Origin of the sequence: Actinoallomurus sp. NPDC052274 (genome assembly GCF_040679475.1) — a bacterium.
Taxonomy (GTDB): domain Bacteria; phylum Actinomycetota; class Actinomycetes; order Streptosporangiales; family Streptosporangiaceae; genus Actinoallomurus; species Actinoallomurus liliacearum.
On the sequence record NZ_JBFAUT010000015.1, the window covers coordinates 58,271 to 72,371 of the forward strand.

Sequence of the window (14,101 nt, forward strand, 5' to 3'; positions counted from 1 at the left end):
ACCGTTACCAGACCGGCTTGAGATCGACGTCGTCCGCCTTGACGAAGTAGACCCGGTGGCCGAACTGGATCTCGTAGTACCTCAGCTTGCCCTTGACGACCGTCGAGCCCGAGCGGTCGAAGTTCTTCGCGTAGTAGTACTCCCCGCGCTCGGAGCCGACGACGGCGTACGCCTGTCCCGCGGCGAAGGTGTACTGCATGGGCGTGAGGCTCTGGACGGGGACGCCGGCCGGGTAGGCCTCCGGCTCCGGGTAGGCGCGGCCGTAGACCGGGACCGACGTCGCCCCCGGCTTGGCCACGGCGACCAGGCCGCGGACGCCCACGGCCGTGCGCTGCTTCGCCGGGTTGTGGAACCACGCCTTCTGGCCGAGGTACCAGATCGCCGTCCAGTCGCCCTGCCGGTCCGCCACCGCGTACTTCTGGCCGGTGGCCGCGCGGGCGCTGTGGTCGTACACGCTCATCGTCGCGGTCCCGCCGGTCGTCGGGTGCTTGCCGATGTCCTTGACCAGCGGCGCGTCGTCACTGGGCTCGGTGCGCAGCATGATCGAGCCGCCGCCGTGCGGCGGGCAGAGCGCCGACGGGTTCTTGCTGTCGCAGCCGGTGTACGGCACGACGTTCTTGTCGTAGTCGGGAAGGATCATGACCTCGCCGGAGTTCTTGCCGGCGGTCGCGTGCAGCGGCCGGTGCAGCAGGTCGAAGTAGTGCGCCCAGTCCCAGTACGGGCCGGGGTCCTCGTGCATGCCCGACACGCCGCTCGGAGTGGTCCCCGGAACGTTGTCGTGGCCGATGATGTGCGCCCGGTCCAGCGGGATCTGGAACTTCCGGGCGAGGTAGCGCACCAGCTCGGACGAGCTGCGGTACATCGCCTCGGTGAACCAGGTGCCGCCCTGGGCCAGGAAGCCCTCGTGCTCGATGCCGATGGACTTGGAGTTGATGTACCAGTTGCCGGCCTGCCAGCCGACGTCCTTGGCCTTGAGGTGCTGGGCCACGTGCCCGTCGGCGGACCGGACGGTGTAGTTCCAGCCCAGATACGTCGGGTCCTGCACCATCTGGACGTCGTTGGGGTAGTAGCCCTCGGTGTCGTGGATGACGATGTAGTCGATCTTCTGGCTCTTCGGCCGGTCGCCCAGGTCGTGGTTGCCGTAGTTCGTCTGGTCGTTGGGGTCCAAGAGCTGGTACGGCGCAGGGATCCACTCGCAGCCGAGATCCTTCGGGCACTCGGTCTCGGGGTCGTTCGCGGCCTTGGCCTGGGTCCGTACGGCCGGGTCGGCGGCCAGGGCGACCTGCTGGCCGTCGTCGGTGGTCCGGGACGCGCCCGTACGGATCAGGTCGTAGACCTGACCGGCGAACCAGTCGCCGCCGCCGTACCGGACGGTGGCCGCGTACCAGGCGGCCGGGTCGGCGCTGAGCGACCTGCCCAGGTCCTGCTGGTAACGCGCGAGCAGCGCGGCGCCGCCCCGGATGTTGGCGGCGGGGTCGGAGCGCAGCGCGTTCGGCGAGTCCCCGGTGATCCGGGCCGCCTCCTGCAGCGTCTGGGCGGTCTGCGTGGTCCGGGCGGCGGCCGCCGGGGCCGTGGGGTGCAGGGCCGAGCGCGCGGTGTCACCCCGGGGATCTTCCTGGCCGCCGGCGAGGTGCTCGGCGCTCGGGACGAGCGTGCCGTCGACGAGGTGCATCGGCCCGAAACCCCCGCTCGTGCTCGGCCGCCCCTGGTTCGCGTCCCAGCGGGACTCCAGGTACGAGACGGCGAGCAGCAGGTTCTCGGGGACGTGGTAGGTCTGCGCCGCCTGGGCGTAGACCTGCTGGCGGGTGGTGGGAGAAGGACCGGCGTGTTGCTGGGCATGGGCCTGTCCGGTTCCAAGACCGGCCAGGACCACGGTCGCCGCGACGAGGGTACGACCTCGCAGGCTCATCGGCAGCCTCCGCGCTACGGGGTGAAGTCGCCGTAACGATCTCAGAGGGCCCAGCCGAAGACAAGAAATTTCCACAACCGTGATCGAATGGAAAATTTCCACCGGCGACCGCGTTGGCCCTCCGGGCGGCTCAGTGCCCGAGATACGGGCTGTAGAGCGCGGAAAGGAACCGGTTGACCAGCAGTTCGCGACCTTCCACCGGCAGCGCGTCCAGTAGCCGGTTCACCCCGGCCATCCGGCCGGACGACTCCCCGCCCAACTCGATCCCGGCCATCGGCAGGAGAGCCGCGAACCCCGCGTCGTCCAACGTGCTGAAGTCGAGTTCCTGGATCAACGCGATCAAGTCCGCTGGTGGCGTGCCGGGACCGAGCGGGCGGACGGCGTCAGCGCTCGCTCGCAGGACCGCCACTATCTCGTCGATCCCCTGCTCACTCGCGCCGGTGAGGGTCAGGTGCAGACTGGCGGGCAGGCCGGCCGCGCTGAGCTGCGGCTGGAGGAAGAAGCCGCGAGACCGGGACTCGTCGGCCAGCGCCCACGGGTCCAGCGGCGAGGCGGGGTCGGCGCCCAGGGCGATGAGGGCTGTTTCCGGCTTGCCGAGGACGATCAGGCCATCGATCGCCTCCACGCCGGCGATGAGGCGCCGGGTCGCGGACAGCGTGCTTCTCCCCAGTTCGCGGTAGCCCTCGGCGCCGAGGGCCTGCATCGTGGCCCAGGCTCCCGCGAGGGGCCCGGCACCCTTGCTGCTCTGGACCGTGGAGTTGACGACCGGGTAGCCGGGCCAGGACGCGCACACGAAGTAGGCGCTGCGGCGCATGGCCTCGTCACGGAACAGCACCACCGACGCGCCCTTGGGCGCGTATCCGTACTTGTGCAGGTCGGCCGTGAGCGACGTGACACCCGCGACGGACAGGTCGAACGGCGGCACGTCCGCGCCGGCTTCGGCCAGCCAGGGCAGTAGGTAGCCGCCCACACAGGCGTCGACGTGGCACGGTATGCCGCGCGCGGCGGCGTCGGCGGCGATGCGCTCGACCGGGTCGATCACACCGTGGGCGTAGGACGGCGCTGAAGCCACCACCAGCACGGTGGCGTCGGTGCAGGCGGCGGCCATGGCCTCCGGGTCGGCCTTGAAGGTGGTCGGGTCGACCGGCACGGCGATCACGCGGACGCGAAGGTAGTTCCCCGCCTTGTGGAACGCGGCGTGCGCGGTGATCGGGATGACGATCTCGGGCTCGGCGATGTCGGGTCGGGCATCGCGGGCGGCCTTCACCGCCAACATGATCGACTCGGTGCCGCCGCTGGTGAAGATGCCCGGGGTGGCGTCGGAGCCGCCGAGGCGGGTGGCCGTCGCCCCGATCACCTGCCGCTCCAGGGCCACGACGCTCGGGAAGGCCGTCGGGTCCAGTCCGTTGACCTCCAGCATCGCCAGATACGCCTCGTGGGCTGCCTGCCGCACCGCCGGGCGGCCGGTGTCGTAGACGTACGCCGAGACACGCTCGCCGCGAGTGGGCAGGTCGGTCGCGGTCAGCGCCGCGAGATCGGCCAGCAGGTCGGCGGCCGCCCGGCCGGTCTCGGGCAGGCCCGGGTGAGTCGCGGTCATGGAACGTTCTCCGTTTCCTGATGGGGGTCCAGAAGGTCGGGGACCGGGGCCGTACGACGGCGGCCGTAGGCGAGCAGGGCCGGCAGGGAGACGGCCATCAACAGCGCGGGCACGACGCTGAACCCGACCAGGATCCCGGTGCGTGCGGTCGCGGTCTGGGCCACGGGACGGTCATGGACCGACGAGGCGAATCCGGCCAGGGCCAAGGCCAGTGAGAACAGCCCGGGCCCCGCCGCCAGGCCGGCGGTCTCCCCAGCGGTCCACAGCCCGGTGAACGCCCCGGACTGGAGTCGGCCGGTGCGCGCCGCGTCGGCGTGGATGGTGTCGGGGAGCAGCGACAGGGGCAGCACCTGCAGCGCCGCGTAGCACGCTCCGAGCACGGCGGTCAGCACGAGCGTCGCACCGACCCGCGCCGACCCGGTGCCGGCCGCGGGCCACAGGGCCGCCGAGGCCGCGGCGAACAGGGCCGTCGCGGCGGTCAGACAGCGCAGCCGGCCCCAGCGGGCGGCGGCCTTGCCCCACAGCGGCACCGCGACGATGCTCGGCGCGACGAGGCAGACGAACAGCAGCGACGTCAGTCGGTAGCCGCCGAGCCAATAGGTCGCCGCGTACGGGGCGGCGGCGAGCATGATCGCGACCGCTGCGGCCTGCAGGACGAACGCGCCGAGCAGCGCGAAGAAGGAGTCATTACCCCGCGCGGTGCGGAAGGCCGCGACCAGGCCGAGCGGCTCGGATCCCGGCCGCGCCGGCACTCGGCGCGAGCCGAGAGCCGGGATCAACAGGGCCGCCACCAGAACGGCGCCGATCGTCAGGCCCATGATCCCGTAACCGCCGCGGCCCCCGCCGGCCAGCGAGACCACCGCCGGGGCGAGGCCGCCTGCCAGCAGGATCCCGATGGTCAGGCAGACCGTCCGCCAGACCATGATCCGGGTACGGGCCTCGGAGCGGTCGGACATCTCCGCGGGCAGGGCGACGTACGGAACCTGGAACAGCGAGAAGGCGCTGGAGGCCAGGACGAACGAGACCGCCACCCAGACGGCGGCGCCGGGCCCGGTCAGCGGCGACAGGAACATCGCCGCGAACGCGGGCGGAAGCGCGAGCGTCCCGGCGGCGAGCAGCCGGGTGCGCCGACCGGAGCGGACCGCCTCACGGTCACTGGCCGCGCCGACCAGCGGGTTGAAGACCGCGTCCCAGGCCTTCGGGAGGGCTACGACGAGTCCGGCCACACCGGCCGGTACGCCGAGGGCGTCGGTCATGAAGTACAGCAGAAGCAGGCCGGGGACGGTCGAATAGATGCCGGTGCCGACGGAGCCCACGGCGTAGGCGGCCAGATCGTAGTGAGTCGGCGCGGCTCGCACGGCTACGCCTCGGTCCGGCCGGCGGCGGGCTCGCCGGCCGGCCGACCGGCCGATCCAGCGGTCGGACGCGCCGCGCTCGCCGCGGTAGCGCGGACCTCGAGCATGCTGATCGCCAGCTCCCGCAAGTGGGAGCGGAACCGTGGCACCTGATCGCGGATCGGCGAGCGGCAGAATCCGTGGGTGGTCCACAGCACCGTCCAAACAGCCATTTCCGCCTTGTTCTCCGGCACCGCGGGCATCGCCGCGACGACCGCGTCCCGCACGGCCTCGATCAGCGGCCGCGAATAGCGCTCCTCCAGATCGGCGAACTCGGCGGCGTCGGACAGCCAACGCCGCATCCACAGCGCCGGGATGTGCGGCTGCTCCAGGCAGAAGTCCAGGTAGCGCTCGGCGAAGGCGGTGACGGCTGTGACCGGATCCTCGGTCGCGTCGCGGGCGAAGACCGCCAGGGCCTCGTGGAGCACCGCCTTTTCGGTCTCGTGGGCTCGGCGCATGACCTCGCGGTACAGGTCGCCCTTGCCGCCCACGTGATAGGCGACGGTGGCCAGGTTGAGCCCGGCCTCGGCGGCGATCCGGCGAGTCGCGGTGCCCTCATAGCCGTAGTCGGCGAACAGGGCGGTCGCGGCGGCGATGATGCGGTCACGGCTCCCATCGGCCGCGGACTCGGGCGCAGACATGGACGGAGACTACGGGCTCCGAACAGCTCAATCAATCGATCGATTGAGAGAGTGACGAATCGGATCTCCCGATCCATCAGGTCCGCACCGGACTACACGACCACGGCGTCACCGACTGTCGCATGGCCGACCGCGAACGGTCAGCCCGCGGACAGGGCGGATCCGTGCAGGGGGATGGACGCCTCGCCGCGCGGGTTGGTGCGCACGAGCGCCTCGACCCCCTGGGCCGCCATCGGGCGGGCGACCAGGAAGCCCTGACCGCGCGGGCAGCCCATCTCCTTGAGGAGTTCGAGCTGTTCGGGCCGCTCGATGCCCTCGGCCACGACGCTCAGCCCGAGATCGCGACCGACCCGGACGATCGTGCGCGTCAGAAGCGTCAGGGTCTCGTCCCGGCCGAGGCCGGCGACGAACGACGGGTCGATCTTGATCACGTCGACCGGCAACTGCCGGAGGAAGGCCAGCGAGGCGTAGCCGGTGCCGAAGTCGTCGATGGCCAGCCGCACGCCGAGGTCGCGCAGCGCGGACAGCCGGGCGATCAGCTCGTCGCCGCCGTCGACCAGGACCTCCTCCTCGACTTCGAGGGTGAGCATCTTGGGGCACAGGCCGCTGTCGTCGAGCGCGGTCGCCACCGACTCGACGAACCGCGGCGCGGCGATCTCCCGGGGACGGAGGTTGATCGACAGCCCGATGTCCCAGCCGGACGCGCGCCAGCGGGCCACCTGGCAGCACGCCTCGCGCAGCACCCAGTTGCCGAGCGGGATCATCAGCCCCGACTCCTCGGCGGTGCCGATGAACTCCTCGGGCGGCACGAACTCCCCGTCGCGCCACCACCGCACCAGGGCCTCGACGCCCGTGACCCGCGACGTGCCGAGCTCGACGACCGGCTGGAACTCCACCGTGAACTGCTGCTCGGTGAGGGCGCGCTGCAACTCGCCGCCGAGCTCGAGCCGGCGTACGACGTCGGCGTGCATCTTGGCGGCGAACACCTCGACCCGTCCCCCGCCGAGATCCTTGGCCCGGGACAGCGCCACGTCGGCGTTGCGGATCAGTTCGAGGCCGCCGATGCCGTCCTCGGTGAAGGCGACGCCGACGCTGGCGGTGAGCACGATGCTGCGGTCGCCGACGCGGTACGGCTCGCCCGCCAGCATCCGGACGATCCGCTCGCCGAGGTCGACGACGGTCTGCACCTCGGTCGCGTTCTCCACGAGCACGGCGAACTCGTCGCTCCCCCAGCGGGCCACGGTGTCGTCGGCCAGGACGCCGGCCCGCAACCGGCGGGCGGCCTGCGCCAGCACCTGGTCCCCGCCGGCGTGGCCGATCGAGTCGTTGACGGCGGTGAAACCGTCAAGGTCCACGAAGATCACCGCAACCGTGCCCTGGGAGCGGTCCACCACCTCGCGGGCGCGTTCTTCGAAGTAGGCGCGGTTCGGCAGGCCGGTGAGCCCGTCGTGGAAGGTCAAGTGGGTGACCTGCCGCTGCAGCGCGGCCTGCTCGCTGAAGTCCCGTACGGTGACCAGGAGCCGGTCCGCGGATCCACCGCCCGACGAGCCGTACCGGCAGATCGTGCACTCGGTGGGCAGCCAGGTGCCGTCGGCGGCGCGGACCCGGCAGGCGAGGCGGGCGACCTCGTCGTTGTTCTCGCGGAACAGCCGGCGTACCGCCGCCACCACCTTGGGCAGGTCCTCGGGGTGGATGACATCGGTCACCGACCGGCCGAGCAGGTCCTCGGCCGTGTAGTGGTACGACGGCTGAGCTCCCGCGCTGACGTACTCGACGACGCCGTCGAGCCCGCAGATGACCACGACGTCGTTGATGCTCTCGGTGAGCGCCCGGAAGTGCTTCTCACTGGTCCGGGCGGCGTGCCGCAGCCGGTCGTTGTCGTGGACGAGTTCGCCGAGCCGGGCGAGGACGACGAGGACGGCGGAGCCGGCGATGATCGGGACGACCGGCCGCAGGCCGTGCGCGCCGGTCAGCGTGTGCCCGGCCACGAAGATCGCCGCCGCGGCGGCCGTCGCGCTCGGCGCGAGTCCGGGCCCGACCAGCCGTCGCCGGGTCACCTCGCCGTGGCCTCCGCGCAGGACCCAAGGGGCCGCGCCGAGGAGGAGCAGTCCGGCCAGGTGCGCCAGGTCGGCGGTGGTGCCGTACGGTCCACGGCCGTTGAGTCGGCCGACGACGTACAGGACGTCGGCGGCGGTGAGGACGACCAGGGCGCAGTAGGCGACCATGGCCGAACGGCGGTGTCCGCGCAGCGCGCCGACCGCCATCGGCAGCAGCCCGCAGACCAGCAGGGCGTCCAGCAGCGGGTAGCGCAGTTCGATGAGGAACTGCGCCCAGCCCTCTCCGGACATCCGGTAGAGCCGGTCGAACACCGCCACCCAGGCCACGACGAACAGCGCGCAGGCGCAGACGTAGGTGTCGGCGAGGTAGCGCAGCCAGGGGCGGGCGCTGCGGGGCAGGCCGATGGGCATGACGAACCCCGCCGTCATCGTGCCCAGGGCGATCAGGAAGAACAGGTCCGCCGGAGAGACCGCCACCGCGGACCGGCTGAAGACGATCCGCGAGATCGCCTGAACCGCCGCGCCGGCGGACCAGGCCATCGCCGCGAGGCCGAACCAGCGCCAGGTCTCCCGGTCGACCTTGCCCGCGGGGGTCTGCGGCGTCCGCCGCATCGCGAACATGAGGGAGGTGGCCGCGGTCGCCGCCGCCCAGGCGCTGAGCCAGGCGCCGTCGATCCCCCGGCCGGCCAGGAAGGCGATCGCGTGGACGACGGCGAGCGCGAACACCGGGTAGAACGGCCGCGCGGCCGCCGGAATCCCCCAGCGTCGCCGCTCCGTCCGATCGCCGGTCATCACTTACTCGCTCTCTAAGTTTCTTGATCAGATTGTTCCGGAGCACGGCGCGCGCCGGGTGCCGAACGCATGACTTTTCGGGCGACGGCACCAGGCCGTCTCAGGTGTGGCGTATACCTGCCTGTCGAATGCCGTGTCATCCGGTACGGGTGCCGGCCCACGGGTGGGACGTCACCGGGTGGATCGCACCGAACGCGGACGTGTCGGGATCTCCGGCAGCGTCCACGCGGCGGTCACTCTGGTCAGCCTCGATACTCAATGTACGGTCCGTAGGTCACGGAGCGATTGAGGCTGGGCGTCCACCCGGCGACAACTCGCGACGTTGCGTAATCGGACACTGAGCGCTTCGGGGCGCTTTCACGCTGCGATCACCTCCGATCGGCAAAGCCCCGACCCGAATTCCGTTCGGAACGGCAAAGTCGCGGGACAGAAGCCTTTACCAGATCAGTAGGACCCAGTAATCACATTATGTAGAGGTTCGTCCCGTACGTAACGTTCCAACTGCCGGCGCACCAGGGCGACGGCGCGCCGCCGCGAGGCCGGCGTCGAGCCCCCGACGTGCGGGGTGATGAAGACGCCCGGCGCGGACCAGAGGGGGTGACCGGCGGGCAGGGGCTCCGGATCGGTGACGTCGAGCACGGCGCGCAGCCGCCCCCGGGACGCCTCCGCGACCAGCGCGTCGGTGTCGACCACGGGTCCACGGGCGGCGTTCACGAGCAGGGCGCCGTCCTTCATCCGCGCGAGGAACTCCGCGTCGGCCAGGCCGGTGGTCTCCGCGGTGAACGGCACGATCAGCACGACGACATCGGCCCGCGGCAGCAGCTCCGGCAGCGCGCCCACCGGGTGGACGCCCTCTCGCGGCGTCCGGGCCACCCGGACGACCTCGGTCTCGAACGGGAGCAGGCGCCGCTCGATCGCCGCGCCCACCGAGCCGTACCCGACGATCAGCACGGTGCGGTCGGCGAGCGCGTCGGTCATGTGCCAGTCCCAGCGCCCCTCCCGCTGGGCGGCGGCGAAGCGCGGAAAGTCGTGCTGCGCGGCGAGGATGGCCCCGACCGTCCACTCCGCGGTGCTCGCGTCGTGCACGCCCCGGCCGTTGCACAGCACGGCGCCGGGCGGAACGTGCGGCCGGAAGGCGTCCACGCCCGCGATCTGGAGCTGAAGGACCTTCAGCCCGCGCATCCGGGCCAGGATCGTGCGGCTCTGCGGCGTCGGGACGAACGGCGGGACGTAGAACTCCACCTCGGCCGGATCACCGGGAAGATCGTCTCCGCCCGGGTAGACGCCGACCTCCGCCCCGGCGACGTCCGCCAGCGCCTCCGCCATCTCCTTGTCCGGGACCCAGACCTTCATCCTGCCGACCTCCTGACCGTCCAGATCGATCGTAGAGGGCGCTCCGGCGAGGCCGGATCCGGGCCGCCACAGCCGGGGCCGGGGTGCCACAGCCGGGGCCGGGGTGCCACAGCCGCGGCCGGGGTGCCACGGCCCGGCGCGCCGCCCTCGTTTCCGCGGTTCAGGAGGTCAGCAGGTGCGCGGACGTGCTGTGGGTGGCGAGCGCGATGGCGCCGAGCGCCTCGGCGCGATCGCCGAGGCGGCCTGCCGTGACGGTGACCTCCTGGCCGACCGGCGGAGGCAACTGCCGGGCGAGCACCTCACGAACGCCCTCCAGCAGGGGCCGGCCGACCGCCGCGACCTCGCCGCCGATGACCACCCGCCGCGGTTCGAGCATGGCGCAGATGCCGACCAGGGCGCGGCCGACCATGCGCCCCGCGTCGGCGGTGACCCGCTGCGCGCCGGGGTCGTCGGCCGCGAGGAGCGCCACGACGTCGGCGATGGTGGTGGTGTCCGGTCCGCGCGTGTGCGTGAAGGCCGAGGTGAGCGCGCGCAGCCCGACCACCGTCTCGAGGCAGCCCCGGTTGCCGCACCGGCAGACGTACCCGCCGTCGACGACGGGGATGTGCCCGAGCTCGCCGGCCGATCCGGTGGCCCCCTCGTACAGCTCGCCGCCCAGGATCAGGCCCGCCCCGACGCCGTCGGACAGCATCACGTAGATCAGGTCGTCGGCGCCCCGGCCGGCGCCGAAGGTCCATTCGGCGAGCGCGCCGAGGTTCGCGTCGTTGCCCACGTGGACGGGCAGCCCGACGCGCTCCCGCAGGCGCGCGGCGATGTCGACGCCGGTCCAGTCGGCCAGCACCGAGGAGGTCCGCAGCGTGTGCGACTGCGACTGCATCGGGGCGGAGACCGCGACGCCCACGCCGAAGACGCGGCCGGCGTCGTGCCCCACCGCCGCGACCAGGTCGAGCGCGGTATCGGCGACGTAGGCGAGCGCGTCGTCCGGCCGGTGGTCGACGTCGAGCTCCTGGTATCGCTCGCCGAGCACGCCGCCGGACAGGTCGGTGAACAGCACCCGGATCCCGGCGTGGCGCAGGTGGACGCCGAGGACGCCGCCGCCCTCCGGGTTGAGCGTGAGCGGGGTGGCGGGGCGACCGCCGCCGGACGAGGCGCGGTATCCGCCGCCGTCGGCCGCCTCGGCCAGGACGCCCTCGGCGATCAGGTCCGCGACGAGGCTCGAGACCGTGGTGCGCGACAGGCCCGTGGCCCGGGCGATGCCGACCCTGCTGATCCGGCCGCGCCGCTGCACGGTCTCCACGACGAGCAGGCGGTTCCGCGACCGCAGAGAGGTGAGTGACCCTGGAGCTTCCGGCATGAGGTCAGGGTAGCGATTCGTCCGGGGTCCGGATTAATGCTGGCCGTTCTCGGCCTTTTTTACTCCTTGACGCTGATAAACCGCCGTTCCTACAGTCCCGCCAAGTGTCAGTGACCAGAGCGCGAACGGTCGTGACACACCCGTGCGTCCTGGGAGTATCCGTGAGAAGAAGACCACTCGCGCTGATCGCGACAGGGGCGGCTCTGTGCGCCGTCGTCGCGACCGGCATGCCCGCCGCGTCGGCGGACGACAGCACGTCGCCGCCGATCTACCTCAACCCCCACTACTCGCCCGTCGAGCGCGCCGCGGACCTGGTCGGCCGTCTCACACTGGCCGAGAAGGCCCAGCAGATGAACAGCAACATCGCGCCGGCGATCCCCCGGCTCGGTGTCGCGTCGTGGGGCTGGTGGAACGAGGCATCGCACGGCGTCGCCGCGATCACCAACAGCACGTCGAACCCGCCGCCCGCCACGAACACGACGTCCTACCCGGTCGACCTGGCGATGGGCAGCACCTGGAACCCCGACCTGGTCCACAAGGTCGCGAGCGCCATCGGTGACGAAGCCCGCGAGGTGATGCCGAACAACACCGAGAACCTCGACTTCTACTCCCCCACCGTCAACCTCGGCCGCGACCCGCGCTGGGGCCGCAACGACGAGACCTGGAGCGAGGACCCGACGCTGACCGCCGACCTCGCCGGCCAGTACGTCAACGGCCTGCAGGGTCAGGACGAGAACGGGAAGCCGCCGAAGTCGGCGAACGGCTACCTCAAGGCGGTGGCCACGCTCAAACACTTCGCCGCCAACAACAGCGAGTTCAACCGCCGCACCGGCACGTCCGACATGGACCAGCGGACGCTGCGGGAGTATTACACGGCGCAGTTCCGCAACATCATCCAGAGCTCCAGCCCCGGCTCGATCATGAGCTCCTACAACCGGGTCAACGGCGTCCCCGCCGCCGCGAGCGTCCAGCTGATGGACACGCTGGCCCGTCAGACGTGGGGCTTCGGCGGGTACTTCACCTCCGACTGCGACGCGGTGTACGAGATCCAGGGCGGCCACCACTGGCAGCCGCCGGGCGCGTCGGCCCCGCTGGACCAGTACGGCCGGACGGCCTACGCCATCACCGCGGGTGAGGATCTGGACTGCAACGGCGGCTACCACGACGCGTCCAACTACGGCAACACCGTCCCCGACGCGGTCGCCAAGCACATCACCACCCAGACCGGTGTCTTCAACGAGAACGACGTCGACGTCTCCCTCGTCCGGCTGTTCTCCGCACGGATCCAGACCGGCGAGTTCGACCAGGAAGGCCGGGTGCCGTGGGTCCGCGACGCCCGCGCCCGCCTGGGCGGGACCACCTGGGTCAACTCCGACGCCAACAAGGCCGTCACCCAGACCCCGGAGCGGATCGCGCTCGCGCAGCAGGCCGCCGAGCAGAGTCTCGTGCTGCTGAAGAACTCCCCGGCCGCCGGCGCGAAGGACGGCCTGCTGCCGCTGAAGGTTCCCGCCAAGGGCTCCTACAAGGTCGCGGTCATGGGCGCCTACGCCAACCCGTCCGCCCTCTTCCTCGGCGGCTACGCGACCTACGAGGGCCCGTCCGGGGTCGCCAAGCAGGTCAACCCGTACCAGGGCATCAAGGCCGCGGTCCAGAAGATCAACCCGAATGCGACGGTCGACTACTACCCCGGCGTCACCGGCAGCGCCCAGGACACCGTCGACGCGGCGTCCGTCGCGGCGGCCGACCAGTACGACGTGGTCATCGTCGTCGCGGGCACGAACTCCGGCAACTCCCGTGAGGACGTCGACCGCACCACTCTGGCGCTGCCCGGCGCGCAGGCGTCGCTGATCAGCCAGGTCGCGGCGCGCAACCCGCGCACCATCGCGTACATGGAGACCGTCGGTCAGGTCGACACGGGCAGCTTCCAGTCGCAGGTGCCGGCGATGCTGTGGAGCTCCTACAACGGGCAGGAGCAGGGCGCCGCGCTCGCCGACGTGCTGCTCGGCGACACCGACCCGAGCGGGCGGCTGCCCTTCACGTGGTACAAGGACCAGAGCCAGATCCCCGCGATCGGCGACTACGGCATCCGGCCCACGTCCACCAGCCACGGCCGCACCTACATGTACTTCAACGGGGACGTCACGTACCCGTTCGGGTACGGCCTGAGCTACACGCGGTTCTCCTACTCGAACCTGCACGTCGAGAAGAAGGTGGACGCGAACGGCACGGTCCACGCGACCGTGAAGGTCACCAACCACGGTGACACGCGGGGCACGACGGTGCCGCAGCTGTACGTGAGCACGCCGTTCGAGCCGGCCGCCAAGGAGCGCCCCGCCCAGCGGCTGGAGGCGTTCGACAAGGTCAGCGTGGACCCGCACCGGAGCACGACGGTCCATCTGACCTTCCCGGCGTCCAAGCTCGCCTTCTTCGACGAGGCGTCGAACCGCTACGTGGTCGACCCGGGCACGTACCAACTGCGGGTCGGCGCCTCCAGCGGGGACGTCGCGGCGAAGGCGGACGTCAGGGTCGACGGCACGCTGAGGCCGTCGCCGTCGGTCGTCACCGCCAAGCCGGCCCAGGCCGGGGACGCCGCCCAGGGCATCGTCCAGCGGGTGACCTTCGACAAGGGCGCCGTGATCGACCCGCAGCTCACGGTGTCGATGAAGGACGAGAGCGTCTACGGCTACGTCACCAAGGGCCAGAGCACGCCGCTGCCCGCAGGGATGCGGGTGAGCTACCGCAGTGACGACCCGCGGGTGGTCAAGGTCGAGGGCGACCGCGTCATCCGCACCGTCGGATCCGGCGTGGCGTCCGTGACCGCGACCGTCCACTCCGATGAGGGAACCGCCTCGACGACCTTCGTCGTCCGGGTTCCCTAGCGATCCTCGGTACGGCGGCGGCCCCGGACCCGTACGCGACTTCCGTGGACCGGGTGGCTCTCCCTGCCGTTCCAGGTGATGCCGGTCTTCTTCCTGGCGGGAGGCTTCGCCAACGCGGCGTCCTG

The 14,101-nt window shown here is 71.5% G+C and carries 8 protein-coding genes; 1 reads left to right on the forward strand and 7 read right to left on the reverse strand.

Going from position 1 to position 14,101, the window contains the following annotated elements; genetic code table 11:
- Window positions 1-4: 4 nt before the first annotated feature.
- From AB0K82_RS15420 to AB0K82_RS15450, 7 genes are all read right to left on the reverse strand, one after another.
- The gene (locus AB0K82_RS15420) at window positions 5-1,909 is read right to left on the reverse strand and encodes a peptidoglycan recognition family protein (protein ID WP_364397186.1); all 1,905 of its coding nucleotides are present in this window, start codon (window positions 1,907-1,909) and stop codon (window positions 5-7) included.
- 130 nt (window positions 1,910-2,039) lie between these two features.
- The gene (locus tag AB0K82_RS15425; protein ID WP_364397188.1) at window positions 2,040-3,506 is read right to left on the reverse strand and encodes an aminotransferase class V-fold PLP-dependent enzyme; all 1,467 of its coding nucleotides are present in this window, start codon (window positions 3,504-3,506) and stop codon (window positions 2,040-2,042) included.
- Complete coding sequence (locus tag AB0K82_RS15430; RefSeq protein WP_364397190.1) at window positions 3,503-4,864, reverse strand: MFS transporter; 1,362 nt, start codon at window positions 4,862-4,864, stop codon at window positions 3,503-3,505. Before AB0K82_RS15430 ends, AB0K82_RS15425 begins: the two co-directional genes overlap by 4 nt.
- Before the next feature lie 2 nt (window positions 4,865-4,866).
- Complete coding sequence (locus tag AB0K82_RS15435; protein ID WP_364397192.1) at window positions 4,867-5,541, reverse strand: TetR/AcrR family transcriptional regulator; 675 nt, start codon at window positions 5,539-5,541, stop codon at window positions 4,867-4,869.
- A gap of 140 nt (window positions 5,542-5,681) precedes the next feature.
- Complete coding sequence (locus tag AB0K82_RS15440; RefSeq protein ID WP_364397195.1) at window positions 5,682-8,390, reverse strand: EAL domain-containing protein; 2,709 nt, start codon at window positions 8,388-8,390, stop codon at window positions 5,682-5,684.
- A 444-nt stretch (window positions 8,391-8,834) separates the two neighbouring features.
- Window positions 8,835-9,743 carry a 2-hydroxyacid dehydrogenase gene (locus tag AB0K82_RS15445; protein WP_364397198.1) on the reverse strand — a complete coding sequence of 303 codons (909 nt, stop codon included), beginning with the start codon at window positions 9,741-9,743 and terminating at the stop codon, window positions 8,835-8,837.
- Window positions 9,744-9,903: 160 nt separating this feature from the next.
- Complete coding sequence (locus AB0K82_RS15450) at window positions 9,904-11,097, reverse strand: ROK family transcriptional regulator (RefSeq protein WP_364397201.1); 1,194 nt, start codon at window positions 11,095-11,097, stop codon at window positions 9,904-9,906.
- 161 nt (window positions 11,098-11,258) lie between these two features.
- Between AB0K82_RS15450 and AB0K82_RS15455 the strand changes: the two genes are divergently transcribed.
- Window positions 11,259-13,976 (forward strand): glycoside hydrolase family 3 C-terminal domain-containing protein, encoded by a 2,718-nt coding sequence (locus AB0K82_RS15455; RefSeq protein WP_364397203.1) that lies wholly within the window; start codon window positions 11,259-11,261, stop codon window positions 13,974-13,976.
- Window positions 13,977-14,101: the final 125 nt, after the last annotated feature.